This window comes from Paenibacillus sp. LHD-38 (assembly GCF_031157315.1).
Taxonomy (GTDB): Bacteria; Bacillota; Bacilli; order Paenibacillales; family Paenibacillaceae; genus Pristimantibacillus.
This window is the reverse complement of record NZ_JAVIFU010000011.1, coordinates 174201-190979: the sequence shown is the minus strand read 5'-3', so window position 1 is coordinate 190979 and position 16779 is coordinate 174201. Positions and strand designations below refer to the sequence as shown.

General features: G+C 49.9%; 19 protein-coding genes and 1 pseudogene. 5 read left to right on the top strand and 15 right to left on the bottom strand.

The genetic code is table 11. The features are described 5' to 3' along the window. The coding region (locus tag RCO25_RS12100; RefSeq protein WP_308996399.1) for a transposase at positions 1-447 on the top strand (447 nt) is incomplete at its 5' end. 58 nt (positions 448-505) lie between these two features. Here RCO25_RS12100 and RCO25_RS12095 read toward each other — a convergent pair. The 10 genes and pseudogenes from RCO25_RS12095 to RCO25_RS12055 form a co-directional block, all read right to left on the bottom strand. Beyond that, a pseudogene (locus RCO25_RS12095) lies at positions 506-1057 on the bottom strand (transposase); the annotation flags it as partial. Between the two features lie 136 nt (positions 1058-1193). Beyond that, the gene (locus RCO25_RS12090) at positions 1194-2063 is read right to left on the bottom strand and encodes an ABC transporter permease subunit (protein WP_308996398.1); all 870 of its coding nucleotides are present in this window, start codon (positions 2061-2063) and stop codon (positions 1194-1196) included. Then, positions 2060-3013, bottom strand: coding sequence for an ABC transporter ATP-binding protein (locus RCO25_RS12085; protein ID WP_308996397.1), 954 nt, complete (start codon positions 3011-3013; stop codon positions 2060-2062). The genes RCO25_RS12090 and RCO25_RS12085 overlap by 4 nt, the downstream gene beginning before the upstream one ends. Beyond that, entirely contained in the window at positions 3010-4197 is a 1188-nt protein-coding gene (locus RCO25_RS12080) for a hypothetical protein (protein ID WP_308996396.1), read from the bottom strand. The genes RCO25_RS12085 and RCO25_RS12080 overlap by 4 nt, the downstream gene beginning before the upstream one ends. 37 nt (positions 4198-4234) lie before the next feature. Beyond that, positions 4235-4762 carry a sigma-70 family RNA polymerase sigma factor gene (locus RCO25_RS12075; protein WP_308996395.1) on the bottom strand — a complete coding sequence of 176 codons (528 nt, stop codon included), beginning with the start codon at positions 4760-4762 and terminating at the stop codon, positions 4235-4237. Between the two features lie 227 nt (positions 4763-4989). After that, the gene (locus RCO25_RS34850; RefSeq protein WP_374992100.1) at positions 4990-5115 is read right to left on the bottom strand and encodes an EAL domain-containing protein; all 126 of its coding nucleotides are present in this window, start codon (positions 5113-5115) and stop codon (positions 4990-4992) included. A gap of 7 nt (positions 5116-5122) precedes the next feature. Next, positions 5123-5281, bottom strand: a complete 159-nt coding sequence (locus RCO25_RS12070; RefSeq protein WP_308996394.1) for a hypothetical protein — start codon at positions 5279-5281, stop codon at positions 5123-5125. A gap of 281 nt (positions 5282-5562) precedes the next feature. Continuing rightward, complete coding sequence (locus RCO25_RS12065) at positions 5563-6093, bottom strand: hypothetical protein (protein ID WP_308996393.1); 531 nt, start codon at positions 6091-6093, stop codon at positions 5563-5565. A gap of 130 nt (positions 6094-6223) precedes the next feature. Continuing rightward, positions 6224-7306: a CobW family GTP-binding protein gene (locus RCO25_RS12060; RefSeq protein WP_308996392.1), complete on the bottom strand. Its 1083-nt coding sequence runs from the start codon at positions 7304-7306 to the stop codon at positions 6224-6226. Between the two features lie 576 nt (positions 7307-7882). Further along, a complete protein-coding gene (locus RCO25_RS12055; protein ID WP_308996405.1) occupies positions 7883-8008 on the bottom strand; it encodes a hypothetical protein in 126 nt (41 codons plus the stop codon). A gap of 300 nt (positions 8009-8308) precedes the next feature. Between RCO25_RS12055 and RCO25_RS12050 the strand changes: the two genes are divergently transcribed. Genes RCO25_RS12050 through RCO25_RS12035 form a run of 4 tightly spaced genes read left to right on the top strand, consistent with a single transcriptional unit; the run spans position 8309 to position 12245 of the window. Further along, positions 8309-8968, top strand: coding sequence for a helix-turn-helix transcriptional regulator (locus RCO25_RS12050; RefSeq protein WP_308996391.1), 660 nt, complete (start codon positions 8309-8311; stop codon positions 8966-8968). Then, positions 8965-10098 (top strand): alanine racemase, encoded by a 1134-nt coding sequence (locus tag RCO25_RS12045; RefSeq protein ID WP_308996390.1) that lies wholly within the window; start codon positions 8965-8967, stop codon positions 10096-10098. The genes RCO25_RS12050 and RCO25_RS12045 overlap by 4 nt, the downstream gene beginning before the upstream one ends. A gap of 22 nt (positions 10099-10120) precedes the next feature. Next, positions 10121-11725 carry an N-acyl-D-amino-acid deacylase family protein gene (locus RCO25_RS12040; protein WP_308996389.1) on the top strand — a complete coding sequence of 535 codons (1605 nt, stop codon included), beginning with the start codon at positions 10121-10123 and terminating at the stop codon, positions 11723-11725. A gap of 55 nt (positions 11726-11780) precedes the next feature. Then, on the top strand, positions 11781-12245 hold the full coding sequence (locus tag RCO25_RS12035) for a RidA family protein (protein WP_308996388.1): 465 nt from the start codon (positions 11781-11783) through the stop codon (positions 12243-12245). Positions 12246-12359: 114 nt separating this feature from the next. On the opposite strand, the gene RCO25_RS12030 is transcribed toward RCO25_RS12035, so the two are convergent. The 5 genes from RCO25_RS12030 to RCO25_RS12010 form a co-directional block, all read right to left on the bottom strand. Continuing rightward, the gene (locus RCO25_RS12030) at positions 12360-12533 is read right to left on the bottom strand and encodes a hypothetical protein (RefSeq protein WP_308996387.1); all 174 of its coding nucleotides are present in this window, start codon (positions 12531-12533) and stop codon (positions 12360-12362) included. A 114-nt stretch (positions 12534-12647) separates the two neighbouring features. After that, positions 12648-13787, bottom strand: a complete 1140-nt coding sequence (gene ald, locus RCO25_RS12025) for an alanine dehydrogenase (protein WP_308996386.1) — start codon at positions 13785-13787, stop codon at positions 12648-12650. 42 nt (positions 13788-13829) lie between these two features. After that, the gene (locus RCO25_RS12020; protein ID WP_308996385.1) at positions 13830-14558 is read right to left on the bottom strand and encodes a cohesin domain-containing protein; all 729 of its coding nucleotides are present in this window, start codon (positions 14556-14558) and stop codon (positions 13830-13832) included. Between the two features lie 98 nt (positions 14559-14656). Then, entirely contained in the window at positions 14657-15760 is a 1104-nt protein-coding gene (locus RCO25_RS12015) for a putative 2-aminoethylphosphonate ABC transporter substrate-binding protein (RefSeq protein ID WP_308996384.1), read from the bottom strand. A gap of 207 nt (positions 15761-15967) precedes the next feature. Then, positions 15968-16753 carry a DeoR/GlpR family DNA-binding transcription regulator gene (locus RCO25_RS12010; RefSeq protein WP_308996383.1) on the bottom strand — a complete coding sequence of 262 codons (786 nt, stop codon included), beginning with the start codon at positions 16751-16753 and terminating at the stop codon, positions 15968-15970. Between the last annotated feature and the right edge of the window lie 26 nt (positions 16754-16779).

Sequence of the window (16779 nt, the reverse complement as noted above, 5' to 3'; positions counted from 1 at the left end):
AATCTGAAGGCGGAGCAGAAAGAAGAACTACAAAGCCTAAAAGACAGCAACTTAAAAACGGGCAGAGCTTACCAGTTAAAATTGGCTATGCAGGATTTATGGATAACGCCACACCTACTTGCGGACGTTTATTTGCGAGAGTGGTTAGGATGGGCAAGACGCTCTCAGCTGGAACCCATGATGGAACTTGCAAAGACCGTAAAAGCACATGAGGAAGGTATTCTACGTTGGTTTCACAGCAAAATGACAAACGGCCTGCTCGAAGGCATTAATGGTCTTGTACAAGCTGCTAAACGGAGAGCTCGCGGATACCGAAATGTTGATAATCTAATTGCGATGGTCTACATGACTGCTAACAAACTTCGAATTCCAGCGCTTGCAGCACGCAGATCAAAGATCCATCTTTACCCATTATCCAATTCTACCATGCCTTTAAGAATCTCCTAAAACCAACATGTCTATGAAGCTATTCTAATTGGCGTTATCCATCCAGTAGAGCGAAGAGCCATTTATCCTTCATTTTTTCATCGATTTGATAGACTGCTTTTCGCAGCAGTTTAGACTTCTCCATCAAAATTTCTTTCGGGGATTTCTGATTGTAGCGTGCTTTCGTATGCGTGGCATCCACGATAACAGCGCTGCTTTTAATGATTTCTTTTTCCAATGCGATTGCCACTGTTTTTTGAATCAGCATGTCGAGCAAGTTCACATCTTTCAAGCGAAGTTTACGAAACTTCGTTAAAGAACTTGGATCAATGACGCCATCTTCTGGCGCCATATCTAAGAAGTATTTCAACGACATGTCATACTTGGAACGTTCTACGACATCCACATCCGATAAATCAAAGATTGATTTCAGTAATAGGTATTTGAACATACGAATGGGAGGTACTGCATTGCGACCATGATCAAGGCAATATTTATTTTGTAATTCTTCTTGAACAAAAGAAAAATCTACGAGGTCATTAATTTGACGAAGCATATTATCTTTAGGTACTACTATATCGTAAATAGCCATAAATGGACTGAGATTAAGGGAGAGTTGGTTTGAAATCATCCGAAACACCGCCTAAATTTAATACCTTTATTATACAGGAAAACAGGATACCTTTCCTCGGAAATGTTGAGGTAAGGTATCCTGCTTATATAATCGGGACTTTTTCAGTGGCCTCCTGCTTAGGGGGCAGTCCTTTTTAGAAATCCTTCCGTCTCATCATGAGCAAACCAACCATCAGCATGACAACCGTATAGATGAGGCAGTAAATTAATAAGGAATTGGTGGCCGCGCCGCTAATCGAGAAAATGCTTAGTTCGTTATTGAGGTTATACAAACCACTGAGCTCCGAGATGGAAAATAATTCGCTCAGCATGCGCTGCTGCAAAGCATCTGCTGGCATAGCCAGCTTTATTAGTCCCGTTATTGTCTCAAGTGTCCGAAGTTCTTTCATACGACTCACACCTGAATCCATAAACCGTCCGATCGTGCTGCCAAGCCACCCCATCCCAAACAGCATCGTCATCCAAATCCCATTTCCCAGCGGGCTAATGTAGCAAGAGCCAACCATGGTTAAGGTAACAAGCAGCGGAATAGAAGCAAGGAATAAGGCCAACGATTTTAACAGTACGGCCGGACTAAATAGGACACCCGTTTCAATCCAGCTGATAGCTATAATCGAAACGAACAACAGGATCGCATAAAGCGCTACATAGCTGACAAAGCCAAACCATCTGCCCATAAACCATCTCCAGCGCTGAATCGGCCGAGCTAAGACGGATTGCAGCACCCCCGATTCCGCTTCACCGGTTATAGCGGCAACCGAGCTGAAAATCGCCAAGAACGCGACTGCGAATGCCCCGAAAAAAAAGCCAAGCGTCAAAATCATCGAGCTGCGGGCGAAATTTTCGAGCAGGTCCATAGAAGCAGCAACATGCACTTCCCCACCCGCTATCGCATCCGCAACGAACCAATAAGCAATCCAAAAAAGTATTGTCATTATGATCGTCATCAGCGTCACTCGCTTGCGAATAAGCTCCTTCCACGTTAAACCCCAAACCGCGATCATCTTCGTTCCCCCCTATGTTCCAGACCCGTTACGGCTTGCCTGAACCACTCATCCAGCCTTGATTGTACTTTTCCTACCTCATACAGGGTTAGTCCCAGTTCAATTAGCAAATAATTCACCAAACCGATTTGTTCGTCATTCTCCAGTTCGAGCTCGAGCCATGCCGTGCCGTCTCCAGTCTCCGATAAGGTGACCGCTATGCTTATGCCAAGCATTTGACGGATGCGTTCAGCTGCGAGCGGCGTATATCCGCTGACGTGCAGGCGCCTAATAGATTGCGAGCGAATCACCTCCGAGAGCTTGCCCTCCGCAAGCACCCGTCCGTTATTAAGCAGAGCCACTTTATCGCATAGCTGCTCTACATCCTCCAGCAAATGCGAATTAAGAAAAATCGTTTTCCCCTGTCCTCTTAGCCTAGCGAGCAGCTCCCGCACCTCATGCCGGCCTACCGGATCGAGCGCGGAGGCCGGCTCATCCAGAAACAGGATCGCCGGGTCGCCGAGCAGCGCGCATGCGAGGCCAAGCCGCTGCTGCATTCCCTTTGAATAGCCTTTAAGCCGATCACGTCCGCGGCTGCCGATCCCTACTTCGTCTAGAAGCTGGCGGATACGCCGTTTTGCCGTTATGCGGTCCAGCTCGCACAGCTTCGCATGGAAAGCAAGCACCTCCTCGCCTGTCAGCCAATCCGGATACCGAAAAAGCTCAGGCAAATAGCCCAATCTGCGCCTTGCTTCAATTGTTCCTGAAGCATGACCGTAGATTTGAGCTTTGCCTGAGGTGGGCTTAATTAATCCGGTGAGCATTTTCACAATGGTGCTTTTTCCAGCTCCGTTAGGACCGAGGAAGCCAAAGGCTTCCCCTTCTCTAACGGATAACGTAACGCCGTGGCAGCCGCGCCCGTCACCATAATCCTTGGTTAACTGGCTGGTTTCAATCGCATAGGAACTCATGAACGAATCAGCTCCGCAAGGATGGCTTGTATTTTCTGCTTATCCTCATAGCCAAAGAAATTCGCATTGGTAACAAGTCCGTCCTGCAGCCAAATGGCGTTGAGGTTGGTTTGACCGGCTATCTGTTCCATATAAACCTCTACCCCTTTAATAACAACCTTCTCCGTTATATTATTTGTAATAATCGGTATCGGCATTTCGCCGTTATCCAAGCTGATAGCCTGCTGCAGCGAGTTACGCAAATGCTCGGGCAGAGCCGGGAAGCGGATAACCGCCTCATAGGCATCTTTTACATCTACCGAAGAATCTACGTTTATGCTTGGCTCTTTGATATAAGAAACATGCACGCTTTGCTCAGAGCCGCTTCCTTCATTCGGTCGATATGCCACATTTATACCTTGGCCGGTATGAAAGGTTATCGCTTTGCCGTCAACGGATTCAGGCAGCAGCTTATCCGCACCGAGACTGCGCATTGCGCTGTTTATTTCGTCCACGTTTAAGCGAAACGTAAGCGACTCCGCCGGCCTCGATGTAATATCCGTCGTCTGATCCTCCGCAACGGATATGGCCGGTATCGAAACTCCCAGCCTTTCTTCTGCTTGCCCTGCTGTCAGCGGCTCCCAGCTTCCTTCCGACGACCGCTCGAAACTGCCGAACCGATTATTCGTCTCGAGCGACTCGCCCTCGCCCATAAAGCCGTTCAAAAGCGATTCCAAATCATTCTCGTTTACTACCATCACATGCTCCATGCGGAACGTATTCAGCCAGGCTGCCAAAGCCTCATTCGTTGACGGCGTAGCAATCACCACCGTGATCAGGGCAGCAGCGCATGCGGCTGCCGTTTTGCCTAAATTTCTTCGAAGCCAGCGATGGGCCGTACCGCCCTTACGCGGATTGCTTTCAGTCTCATTTATAGCTGCGCGCGGTCTTCCCAGCGGAACGGCATTAGCCTGCTGCGCCTCGGAAAGAACCGGACTGATTGCAGATTTCGGCGCTTGCATTCCTCCCGTTGGAGTGAAACCTTCTTTCTCCTTCTCTTGTGCAGACTCGCTTATCAGAGCTTGCGTCTCCCATTGCTGCCAGAGCGGCGATTGCTCCGTCTGCTGCAGCTGCTTCTCGAGACGGGCCCATGCGGCCGACATTTGTTCTTGTTCCCGCTTATTCAAATCACCATTGGCTGTCATCCTGATCTCCTCCTAAAAGGTTTTGACTTCTCACTTACTATTCATGCGAAAACGCGCCTTCTGCCTTCTGCGCATGCCGCTTTAGCCGATCCCCGGCTCTTCGCAGCATCATTCCGACCTGGGGCTGCCGGACCTTAAGCTGCTCCGCTATCTCTGCATAGCTGTATCCTTCATACCTTAGCAGCAGCATTTGCTTGTCCCGTTCAGGCAGGGCATCAAGCCAGCCTTGAACCCGTTCCTGCTCGTCTTTATCGAGCAGCTGCTGTTCGCCTGACTGCTCGGCCTGCGGCTGTGACAGCATGCTCTGCTCCTGCTTCTCCGTTAATGCTCGCTCCCGCGCCTTCATATCCATATAATCATAGGCCAGCCTCGTTAATACGCGGTGAAGCCAGCCCCCGATTGCTTCAGGCTGATCCGGCGGATTCCGGTATAACCTTAGAAATGTTTCCTGGGCGAGATCCTCAGCAGCTGCTTCATCGCGAATAAGCGCAATGAGCTTTCGTCTTACCGAAGGATAATGCTGATTAAATTGCTGACGAAACAAATCCGGCGCCGAATGTTCCATTCCGATTACCTCCTTGCTTTTTTTGCTCAAGCTATAAGGAAGACGATTCCTTCCGCCTTTTTGTAACACATCAACGCTAAACAATATTTTACCAAACGGGCGGATTGCCGGCACGATAAAAAAACCGCCTCCACGTATAAGGGGAGACGGATTGATCATTAAGCATCTTTATTATGTTCCATGAATAGCTGTACAAACTTACCGGCCGGAACAGGAGGACTGTATATTTAGCCTTGAACAGCATCACAATTATGGCTGCAGATCACATTAAGCTCTTCTTGGGTCTCTACGCCTTCTGTCACCACTTTCAAATTTAAATGATGCGCTATGACGATAACAGACTTGTAAATCATTTGTTTCTTAAAATCGCTTACGATTCCGCTGATAAAGACCGGATATGATCCGCTCAATCGTATGGACGATTTGCTTTTGCTGGAATTGGATCATCGACATGTTCACGCTCACCGAAAGCTGCGTCAAGCCCATTTGCTCCCATTCGCTGATTTGCTTGCAAGCCATATAGAGCACCCAAATGATGTGGTTCTAGTATTCTTGACAGTTCATCCCCAGCAAAATGAAAAACAGGATATTATCATTATATAATTCGACAAAAAACCACTAAAATCACCATCATTCTATATCGCAAGGGTTGATTGAACCTTTCTAAATTACAATTGACTAATAAGTTATTCCAATATCATTCTTGAGTAAGTAGTTTTGCCTATCGACTGCTCAGTTTTACCGCGCAGCCAAAAAAATCCGCCTCAGTCCATGACTCAGGCGGATTCGGATGACCCAGCTTATACCTCGCTTTGCTTGGCCTTTTGCTTCGATTCATTTTCTTCATTGGCGCGGTCATGATCCTCCAGGCGATGAGGACGCTTGCCTTTCCCCCCGTGAAGCTGGAAAAGCTCCTCGCGAAGCTGCTCCGACGTCTTGCCTTCGGTTTTGATGCCATGCTCCTTGGCAATATTGCGCAAATGCTCAAGACGCTTCGCTTGATGTTCTGCTTTAAACGCTTCCCACTTATCCTTATTAGCCAGCTTCGCAGCCTCTACTTCCTTCTTCAGCTGTTCCGCCGTTTTCCCTTCGGCTTGGATACCGAAGTATGTCGCTAACTCTTTCAGCTTCTCCAGCCGATAAGCCTCAAAGTCCTTGCGGGTCATTTTGCCCTTATGGTGCTTATGCTCATTGCTCATATCGGACTCTTCGGGATGCTGTGCCGTTAGTGAAACATTTGGCAAAACCGCTACTGACTTCGCGGCCCACACGGGAGCGACCGCAAACAATACGGCCAGCGACACGATGGGGATAAACCATTTTCTAATCATTTGCTGCCACACCTTTCCATTGCAATCGTGATGCCGAGGCTAAGCAAACCCCGTCTGGATTATTTTGCCCAAGCATTCACGTGAATAGACATGTTAATGGCATTTTTCGACATATTCCTACAACGTGAAACTAGCCTTGCAGCTCCCTGCTATTAGTGTTTTCCAGCTGCTCCAGCTCCTTCAGCAGCCATTCCTTAGAAAAATGCTCACCGATAAATACCGCTACATCATTGACATGGCCTTGGGGGTCGATCCGCATAAAATCCGACTCCTTATAGGCGAATTGAAAAAGAAAGCGGCTCGGCGCATCCGTAAACGTAACGATGCCCTTCGCCCGGTAAATGTTAGACGGAAGCCGCTGCAGCAGCGACTCGAATGCTTCGCTGCTTACGGGATTGCGCCAATAATGCGTCACAACCATGACATGGTCATGCGTATGATGATGGCCCGCTTCATTTTTCCCATGCGTATGGTGATCAATCGTGCAGCCAGGTACGGCGCAGGACTCGCTTTCGCCGGCGTGCTCAGCTGCAGCGTCTTCTTGTTCGAGATGGGCTGCAACCGCATGATTTGGATGGAGAGCAGCGCTTGGGGCGAGATCCGCATCCAGCCAGCTCCAATCGTCTATTGCACAGCGGACCGTCGCTATAATTTGAGCATGGGCATTAAGCTCCCTAAGCTGCTGCTGCGCCTCCACGAGTTCATCGGGCTCCAGCTTGTCCACTTTATTCAGCAGCAAAACCGTGGCGCATCTTATTTGCTCCAGCATCAGCTTGAACGTACGTCCCTTGCCGTCACGGCTGCGCGCAAGCAGCTCCGGTCCGTCAACAATCGTAATGACGCTGCGCAGATCAATCGCTTTGTACATCGCCGCCTCGGTTACCCCATCCAACGTTTCCATTGGATTGGCCGCGCCCGTTGATTCGATGAAGATCACATCAGGCTGATGCTCGTTGATGAGCATGCTGATTTCCATGCCCAGATCGCCGCGCATCGTGCAGCAAATGCAGCCGCTCAGCATTTCTGCCATCGGCACCTCGTCGCCTACCAGCTGGCCGTCCAAATTAATATCGCCCAGCTCGTTCATAATGACCGCCGGCTTCTTGCCCTGTGCCGTATAATAATCCAGCAATCTTCTGAGCAGCGTCGTCTTCCCGCTCCCAAGAAAGCCAGACAGCAAATGAACCGGTATATTTTGTTCTTGAATAGTCATCGCGTTTTCTCCCGTATGTCCGTATTTTAAGTAAAAGATGAATGGATTCTATTATATCGTAATAGTTACGCTCTTTCATCTTTTATATGAGCCCGTTTGGCAGGTATCTTCTATTATAAGCATTCCCTTACTATGCCCTCGCACAAACGTAAACGGCTGCAGCCGTCCATTGGCGGCAAAAGCTCGTTTCGCGGTGATAGGTAAGCAGATTTATAAATGAAAACTTATAAATTCTTATAGATCAAGCGCAAACGGCTGCATATAAATTCTTATAAATTAAAAATGGCTTCCACTGCACTTTGTGCAATAGAAACCTTTCATGGCAGCTGAGCCGCTGGCTTACAATGTATAAAATACAATAGAATCCTCGTCAGCAGCGATATTGCTCATCTTAGCAGTGAATACGCTGTATTAACTGCAGCGTAGGCTCGCGCGCCAGCTATATCCGGTCATTCTGTTGCAGAATATACACTGTAGCACCATTTTAAAATCAAGTATGCCTCTGCCAAGACAGAGAATCTCGCGCGTAAAGGCAGCAGCAATCTTTCACCTGTGACAGGCGCGATTCTTTAACCCTTAACCGCCCGCTCCTGCGGTCATCCCTTTCATCACCTGCTCCTGAAAAGCCAGATAAGCGATGATGGTCGGAACAACGGCAAGCGCCATCGTAAGCACCATACATACAAATATCGCAATCGGCATCTCGAACGCTGTATAAGGCAGAATTAAAGCTGCATATACGTGTTTAAAATATCAAACTTGTTCAATAGTATACCCAAGCGTAAACGGCTGACGCCGTCCTTGGCGGCAAAAGCTCGTTTCGCGGTGAAATATAAGCAACGTATAAGGTTGAATTTTATACTTTCTTATATTTTAAAAAATGTTTAAACACATCCTATCATACTTTTTTTTAGGTTAACAGATTTTTTGTTTGATTTTTTCCATCCGCCGTAGTACCATGTGGGCAACAAGACTGTAAGGCAAACGGGAGAGTGAGCGTAAGTGGAATCCATATCGCAAGAACTATTATTTTTGACAGAGATGGCCAAGGGCATAACCGCGCAGTTCGGTGATCATTGCGAGGTTGTCGTCCACGATTGGTCAAAGCCGGTTGAAAGCACGATTGTAGCGATCGAGAATGGCCATGTGACGGGGCGTAAAATCGGAGATCCCGGCACAAATCTCGGCTTGGAAATTATGCGCGGGACCTCGGAGGGCGATAACCGCCATAACTATGTCACGCAGACGAAGGACGGGCGCATCCTCCGCTCCACCTCCATGTATGTAAAAAATAATGCGGGAACCATCATCGGAGCGATGTGCATCAACTTCGATATTACCGATCTGATGGTAGCGGAGAAAACGCTCCAATCGCTTACAGCAAGCGGACTTACGCCCGTTCGGGAATCATTCGTCAGCAATGTGAATGACCTGCTTGATACGCTTATACAGGAAGCGCAGGAGACGGTCGGCAAACCGCCTGCGGCGATGACGAAGGAAGACAAAATTAAAATCATACAATTGCTCGACCAAAAGGGCGCCTTTCTGATTAAGAAGTCGGGCGAGAAGGTTTGCAGCTATTTGAGTATTTCAAAGTTTACGCTGTACAGCTACTTGGAGGAATCCAAAGTCGAAGATATCGAAGGAGGCACAGGACTATGAGCGAATGGATGCATGCGCCGTTATATGAAGGACGGGAGCTCGAAACCCCTTGCGTCGTCATCGACGGCGATGTCGTTGAGCGCAACATTGCAGCCATGGCGGAGGCGGTTGCGCGTCTTGGCGTGAAGCTTCGTCCCCACGCCAAAACACATAAGCTGCCGGAGATGGCAGCACGGCAAATCGCCGCGGGCGCCGTAGGCATAACGGTAGCGAAAATCTCCGAGGCAGAAGTGATGGCAAGCGGCGGCATTCGCGATATATTCGTCGCTTATCCGCTGGTTTCCAAATCCAAGCTTGATCGGGCCGCACGTTTGGGGCGATCCGGCATCCGGCTGATCATTGGGGTTGACAGTCTCGAAGGAGCGAAGCGAGTTTCCGAAGCGGCGCTGCGGGAAGGCGCTGTGCTGGAGGTGCGGCTTGAGCTCGAAACCGGACTGAGGCGCACGGGTGTTTCCATGGACAAAGCTGTGCAAATCGCCCGGCTAATCACCGAGCTACCCGGGATTAAGCTTAGTGGAATTTTCACGTATCGCGGAGCTCTGGTTGACGGTGCTTCGACGCTCGACATCAAAGCGGCCGGACATGAGGAAGGCCGTTTAATGGCCGAGGCAGCGACTGCCCTTAGAACTGCCGGCATAACGATTCAAGATGTGAGCGTCGGTTCCTCGCCGACGGCAATCTACGCGGCTGAGATAGACGGCGTGACGGAGGTTCGCCCCGGCACCTATATCTACCAGGACCGGATGCAGGCCGCGTTTGGCAGCAGCACGCTTGAACAATGCGCCGGCGCCGTGCTCGCTACCATTGTCAGCCGGCCCTCGGATGATTTAATCGTGATCGACGGCGGCAGCAAAACCTTCGCGACAGATGTGCAGCCAGGCACCGCTCCCTTATTTCTTAAAGGCTTCGGTCATGTCACCGGAGACCCGGATGCCGTGCTCGAGCGAATGAATGAAGAGCATGGCATGATTCGCGTGGCTCCTGATGCTGTCTATCAGGTAGGAGACGTCATTCGTATTATCCCAAACCATATCTGCAGCACGGTCAATTTGCACAGCTTCGTCTACATCAAAGAAACGGACGGGCAGCTCCGCAAAACTTCCGTAGCCGCACGCGGTATGCTCGAATAACGACAAGGAGGTGTCTTACAGCATGCTCGATCTTATTTTGAAAAACGGCAAAATCGTCGATGGCAGCGGCAACCCCTGGTATAACGGCGACGTTGGGGTGAAGGACGGCCTCATCGTTGCGATGGGCCGCATTGACCAAGAGGCAGGACAAATCATTGATGTAGGCCGCAAGGTTATTTCTCCCGGCTTTATCGATGGGCACTGTCACTCCGACCTAATGATTATCGATCATCCGCACAGCGAAATTAAGCTGCAGCAAGGCGTAACCACCGAGGTAGTCGGTAACTGTGGGCTCGCCCCTGCTCCTTTCGTTCGGGAAAAAGCCCAGCTGCTGCAAGCGTACGTGCAGCCGGTGCTTGGCAGCACAAGCTGGGAGTGGCCTTGGGAAACGGTCGGTCAATATATGGACTTTGTCGGCCGCTCGAATCCTTCGGAGCACATCGCCACTTACGTTGCGCACGGCGCGCTTCGTATCGCGGTGATGGGCTTTGAGAACCGCCCCGCCTCGAAGAACGAGCTTGAACGCATGAAGACCTTGCTTGAAGAAGGGCTCCGTGCCGGTGCCATCGGCCTATCGATCGGATTATTGTATGCGCCGGGCAGCTATACCTCCCGTGATGAGCTCGCCGAGCTTTGCAGCGTGCTGCCCAAATACAACGGCTTGTTGTCCACTCATATTCGCGGTGAAGGCAACAACCTGCTGCCTTCCGTTGCCGAGGTCATATGGATCGCGGAATGGGCTGGCATCTCGCTGCATATCAGCCATTTGAAGGCAGCGGGCCGCGCGAACTGGGGCAAGGCGCTTGACGCGCTGGAGCTCGTGGAGGCCGCCAGAGCACGCGGCATGGACGTCACTGTAGATGTGTATCCTTATGCCGCAGGCTCTACGACATTAACGACAGTACTGCCGCCTTGGGTGCTCGAAGGCGGTATCGAAGCAACGCTTGAGGCGTTCCGCGACAAAATGCTCCGTACGCGAATAAAAGAAGAGCTTAGCCGCGAGCAGGACACATGGGATAATCTCGTGTGCTCGACCGGCTGGTCCAGCATAATCATTTCGTCTATGCAGACGGAAGCGAACAAAGCGCTTGAAGGCAAATCCATTGCCGTGGTCGCCGAACTGCGCGGGCAGCATCCTGTCGATTGTTTGATGGATCTTCTGCTGGAGGAGAACGGGCAGATCGCCATTGTCTATTTCCATATGTCGGATGATGATGTGAAGCAGGTTATCGGCTACGAGAAATCGCTGATCGCCTCCGACAGCTTAAACTGCGAAATCGGCAAGCCGCATCCGCGCACCTACGGGACATTCCCGCGCGTCTTTGCCAAATATGTCCGCGAGGACAAGGTGCTGTCGCTTGAACAAGCGGTTCGCAAGCTAACCTCGTTTCCTGTGCAGCGGTTTAAGCTTGGCAAAAGAGGGCTGCTCGTGCCCGGCTATGCTGCCGACATTACGGTGTTCGACCCGGATATAATCCAGGATACCGCCACCTTCGAGGAGCCGCGCCAATATCCGTCCGGCATCTCGCATGTCATTGTATCCGGCCATCTCACGCTTTCGCACGGCACGCACACGAATAAACGTGAAGGCCATCTCATTCGCGCGCAGCATTGCTGCACGCACTAGGCAACAAACTTCGTTACGCATCTGACCCTACCCAATAATAAGGAGCTGTTCCTCTATGTCTATCATCGAAAAACGTCTTGCTGAGCTAGGTATTGTTTTGCCAGAAACCACGAAACCTAAGTTTTCCTATATCCCGGTCAACCAAACCGGCAATTTGATTTATACTTCCGGCTTCGACTGCCGCATCGACGGCGTGCTGATGTACGAGGGGAAAATCGGCTCCGATCTGACGATCGAGCAAGGGCAAGAAGCGGCCAGACAGGTCGTCATTAACCTGCTTGCCGCCATGAAGACTTTTTTGGGCGACCTCGACCGCGTCGTAAAAATCGTAAAAATTCTCGGCTTCATCAACAGCGCTCCCGGCTTCGGCGACCAGCCATATGTACTGAATGGAGCCTCCGATTTGCTCATCGAGGTGTTCGGCGAAAACGGCCGGCACGCCCGCTCCGCAATCGGCACAAGTGACCTCCCCTTCCACACGCCGGTTGAAATCGAACTGATCGCAGAGGTTCGCGAATAGCTGCTGCTTCTGCTGCTGCATGCAAAACCCCCAAGGCTCAGGCACTTGGGGGTATTTATGCTATTTCAAGTAGTGGAAACGCTATGCTGCCGATTTACAAGTAAGCTTTACCGCTCAGTGGCACAAAGAACGGGAAATAATGACAAGCAGAATGAAAAGGACTAAGATAACGCCTACACTTGAAAACGCACCGCCAACCACAGGACCGCAGTGGCTAACACCTGCAACCGGGTAAGTTGGTCCGCAATGTCCTGGTCCTACATTTGCGCCTGCTACTCCATAGCTCATTTGTTCATCTCCTTTTTATTAAGGTACAGTATCCTATGATTAAAGGAGAAAAAAGTATAGGCGTTTGTGCAAAATGTGCTCCTGCTCATTTTTCGGAACAGCCCACACCTTTTCTTACTTGGCTGCGATGCTTGCTTGACCGGATAACATCGACTCAATGCACTCAAAGCGAGAGGCATGAGCCTCCGCAACGGCCTTGCAGGTAATCATCCCATCCATGACATTTATTCCTTTCGCCAGCTCTCTATTGCGCAAGGCTGCCTGCTTATAGCCCTGATTTGCAATTTGCAGGGCATACGGAATCGTTACATTCGTTAATGCCATCGTTGAGGTTCGCGCGACCGCTCCCGGCATATTGGCGACCGCATAATGTACGACGTTATGCTTCATATATGTCGGCTCGCTATGCGTCGTGATCCGGTCGATCGTCTGAATGGAGCCGCCTTGGTCGATGGCTACATCGATGATCACAGAGCCAGGCTGCATGCTTTTCACCATAGCTTCCGTAACAAGCAGCGGAGCCCTAGCGCCCGGAAGCAGCACCGCTCCTATCAATAGATCCGCGCTCTTCACGGCCTCGGCAATCGTATAGCTGTTTGACGCCACTGTTCTGAGGCGCCCTTGGAACTGGGAATCAAGCTGCCGCAGCCGGTTTGGATTGATATCGAGCAAGGTAACGTCTGCCCCAAGCCCTAGGGCCATTTTAGCCGCGTTAGCTCCTACAATGCCTCCTCCGATAATGACGACTTTAGCCGGCGCAACGCCCGGAACACCGCCGAGCAGTACGCCCTTCCCGCCATTAGAGCGTTCAAGGAATTGAGCACCGATCTGGATCGACATCCGTCCCGCTACCTCGCTCATCGGTATGAGAAGCGGCAATGAACCGTCCTCGCACTGAATTGTTTCATAAGCAACGGCAATTACCTTTTTGTCTGCCAGCGCCTTTGTAAGGGCCGGTTCCGCTGCAAGATGCAAATAAGTGAACAGAATAAGTCCTTCGCGGAAATAGGCGTATTCCTCAGGCAGCGGCTCCTTCACCTTTATGACAAGCTCCGATTCCCATGCGTTGCTCGCATTAGCCACAATTGTTGCTCCAGCTTCCCGGTAATCCTTATCCGTAAACCCGCTGCCAAGTCCAGCACCCGCTTCAAGGCGCAGCTCATGGCCAGCATGAACGAAGGCCTCGACGCCTGCCGGTGTTATCGCTACTCGATTTTCATTGTTTTTCATTTCTTTCGGAATTCCGATGATCATCTTCAGTTCAGCTCCTGTTGCCCTAATTCAATTAGTAGATTGCTATTTATACAACGCATCGACAAGCGATAAAACTATCGTTACGGTTTCCGCGCGCGTCGCGTGCTGCTGCGGTTCAAAACGATTGCCGCTTCTTCCCTTCAACAGATTATGCGTAACGGCGGATGCTACCGACGGCTTAGCCCATACCGGTATTTTCTCGGCATCTGCAAACGTCGCTGTCGCACCCTCATCCAAGGGATAACGCGATGCCCGCATACTCGTTAACAGAGCCAGCTTCGCAGCGCTTTTGAGCTGAACAGCCTTCACCTCGCTATCCACAAGCTTGGCTTCGAGCAGCTCTATGCCCGTTTTCCCGCTTGCTGCCGCTTCGAACGTGAACGTTGCAATAGCATTCGTACCGCTAACGCCTTTCGCCGAGGCTCCAACCTTCGTATGCGCAAACGTAACGACACCGTTCTTATCGATTGGCGAGATTGCCATTCCTTCCCACTCCGCGGAGGCGCTCATAAACTTCAGCTTTGCTGTGTCATATTTCAGCTTGAATTCAAATCCGTACAAGTCGGTTAATTGCTCGCCTTTCACAATGACTTTCACGGGTTGTCCGACTACCGCGAGCTTCTGGCTTTCGCTCAAAGTTAGCTTTGCGCCCGCCGCTGCTGCACTCGTTGCCGTTAGCAAGGATGAACTGCCAATGCCGGTTATCGATACCGCTCCGAAAAGAACGATAAATGCAATTAAGAAAACCCCGATCCTCCTCGATATTGCCATCTATTTAAGTCCTCCTATTCACATGGATTCGATACCGAAATTATAAAAGGCTGACAGCGGCCTACTAACCGCTTGCCAGTCTTTTGCTTCAAAACGGATTATGATTTCGGCTCGCTTTTGCTGTCGTAACGAGTGCTCCATTCATTTAGGACACCATCACGCTGCTTCGCCGCTTCTTGAAGATCGTATTTGATTAACTGCTCGATCGGATTTTTTGTATAACCCTCTGGTATAACGCTGGAATCGCCCTTAACTGCTACGATTGGATAGTTCTTGCTGTACTCTGCCATGGCGTCATCCGTGATGGCCCAGTCCAAAAACTCCTGCGCCGCTTTCTTGATTTTTGCCTTTTTCAACAATGCATTTGCTTCAACGTCCCAGCCTGATCCCTCGGTCGGGAATACAACTTCAACTGGCGAACCGTCATTTTGCTCTTTAATGCCGCGGTATCCGAAGGAAATTCCGATTGGATATTCACCAGTACCAGCCATTTTTGCCGGTTTTGAACCCGAATGCGTGTAAATTCCGATGTTTTCATGAAGTTTGTCTAAATACGCCCATGCTTGATCTGCCCCAAGCAGCTGATGCAGGCCGGAAACCGTTAGGAATCCCGTACCAGAGGATGCCGGGTTAGGCATTGTGATTAGCCCTTTATATTCAGGCTTAAGCAAATCCTCATAGGATTGCGGTATGGCAAGACCTTTTTTCTCAAGCTCAACCGTGTTGGCAATAATCGCCGTTTCCCATGCATCGATGCCTACCCAGTGCTCAGGGCTCGCGCTGTCTTTGAATTCCGCTTGAATGCGGTCAACGCCAACCGGCGAGTAAGGCTCCAGCATACCGCTTTGATCAAGCACGAGCAGGCTTGTTGCCGCTACGCCCCATACGACGTCAGCTTGCGGATTATCCTTTTCGGCAAGCAGCTTCGCCGTGATAATGCCCGTTGAATCACGAACGATATTTAATTTGATGTCAGGGTGTTTTTCGTTGTAAGTTTTCAAATATTCCTTAATGAGATCATCCTCAAGCGCGGTATAAACGGTAAGCTCTTTGCTGTCCGTATCGAGGGCGGTTTCCGCCGCTGCCGAAGAATCATTTGAAGTGCTAGCCGGCGTATTGTTCGCTCCTCCGTTGGCGCCGCATGCGGATAAGAGTGCAACGATAACTATCATACTAATAAGCATAAACAAGCTCTTTTTCATTTTTTTCTCTCCCTTTGATTGTTCTTCTTCTCTAGCTCTACTATAAGCTTGTTTGTTTAACGCACTGTAAAGTACAAGTAAATAAATTGTTTTGTTTTATGTTTTTCGTTTTTGTTTGTGTTTTTCCCTGTGACTAATATTGGGAATTTCACATAAAATAAGAGCCTTCAAGTCGTTGATAGACTTGAAGGCTCTACGTTTAATATGCTATTCCGCTACAATCCAGTGAACATCCTGGTCATCCAGCTTAGAACGCCAAGCTGGCGGAGGCGCGATGTCGCTAATGATCATATCAATCTCTTTGAAATCTGCAATTTTATAGAAATGGCTCGTGCCGATCTTCGTATAATCCGCTAACACGATCGTTTGCTTGGCCTGCTTCATGAATGTTCTTGCCAAAACGCCCCGTTCATCCTCATAGCTCGTAATGCCGCTGTCGATTTGCAAGCCATCCGCTACGATAAATGCCTTGTCCACATTGAAATTAGTCATAAACTCCATCGCCAGCGTGCCGGAGGTACGGTAATGCTTTGGATTAATCCGGCCACCAATTAGAACAATTTCACCTTCGAATATATTGCGGTTCTTATAGCCGATCAGCAAATTCAACGTATAGACAGATGATACAAGCACCGTAAGCTGTTTTTTGTAAGCGAGCGAATCAATCATTTGCTGCGTTGTTGTTCCATCATCGATCACAACGACGTCTTTATCTTGAATCAGAGAAGCCGCTGCCCTTCCAATTTTTCTTTTCTCTTCTGCTTGCTGCACCTCACGCCGAACGTACGCAGGCTCTTCGCGTTCTACGTTAATTTTTACAGCGCCGCCATATACCCGCTTGAGTTTGAGCTCATCCTCCAGCTCTTCCAAATAGCGGCGGATCGTCTCCGATGACACATCGAGTGCCTGTACGAGCTCAGGCGTACGAACCTTTCCTTTCAATTGCAGCATATCAATGATGATCTGCTTCCGTTCTTCTCCGGCTAGCGACATCGCTATGTCCCCTTCATCTTCAGCTT

Bases quoted from the DNA above. Each gene is read 5' to 3' on its own strand.
- RCO25_RS12090 (WP_308996398.1), bottom strand. From the start codon at position 2,063: ATGATCGCGGTTTGGGGTTTAACGTGGAAGGAGCTTATTCGCAAGCGA.
- RCO25_RS12085 (WP_308996397.1), bottom strand. From the start codon at position 3,013: ATGAGTTCCTATGCGATTGAAACCAGCCAGTTAACCAAGGATTATGGT.
- RCO25_RS12080 (WP_308996396.1), bottom strand. From the start codon at position 4,197: ATGACAGCCAATGGTGATTTGAATAAGCGGGAACAAGAACAAATGTCG.
- RCO25_RS12075 (WP_308996395.1), bottom strand. From the start codon at position 4,762: ATGGAACATTCGGCGCCGGATTTGTTTCGTCAGCAATTTAATCAGCAT.
- RCO25_RS34850 (WP_374992100.1), bottom strand. From the start codon at position 5,115: ATGATTTACAAGTCTGTTATCGTCATAGCGCATCATTTAAATTTGAAA.
- RCO25_RS12070 (WP_308996394.1), bottom strand. From the start codon at position 5,281: ATGGCTTGCAAGCAAATCAGCGAATGGGAGCAAATGGGCTTGACGCAG.
- RCO25_RS12065 (WP_308996393.1), bottom strand. From the start codon at position 6,093: ATGATTAGAAAATGGTTTATCCCCATCGTGTCGCTGGCCGTATTGTTT.
- RCO25_RS12060 (WP_308996392.1), bottom strand. From the start codon at position 7,306: ATGACTATTCAAGAACAAAATATACCGGTTCATTTGCTGTCTGGCTTT.
- RCO25_RS12055 (WP_308996405.1), bottom strand. From the start codon at position 8,008: ATGCCGATTGCGATATTTGTATGTATGGTGCTTACGATGGCGCTTGCC.
- RCO25_RS12045 (WP_308996390.1), top strand. From the start codon at position 8,965: ATGAGCGAATGGATGCATGCGCCGTTATATGAAGGACGGGAGCTCGAA.
- RCO25_RS12040 (WP_308996389.1), top strand. From the start codon at position 10,121: ATGCTCGATCTTATTTTGAAAAACGGCAAAATCGTCGATGGCAGCGGC.
- RCO25_RS12035 (WP_308996388.1), top strand. From the start codon at position 11,781: ATGTCTATCATCGAAAAACGTCTTGCTGAGCTAGGTATTGTTTTGCCA.
- RCO25_RS12030 (WP_308996387.1), bottom strand. From the start codon at position 12,533: ATGAGCTATGGAGTAGCAGGCGCAAATGTAGGACCAGGACATTGCGGA.
- ald (WP_308996386.1), bottom strand. From the start codon at position 13,787: ATGATCATCGGAATTCCGAAAGAAATGAAAAACAATGAAAATCGAGTA.
- RCO25_RS12020 (WP_308996385.1), bottom strand. From the start codon at position 14,558: ATGGCAATATCGAGGAGGATCGGGGTTTTCTTAATTGCATTTATCGTT.
- RCO25_RS12015 (WP_308996384.1), bottom strand. From the start codon at position 15,760: ATGAAAAAGAGCTTGTTTATGCTTATTAGTATGATAGTTATCGTTGCA.
- RCO25_RS12010 (WP_308996383.1), bottom strand. From the start codon at position 16,753: ATGTCGCTAGCCGGAGAAGAACGGAAGCAGATCATCATTGATATGCTG.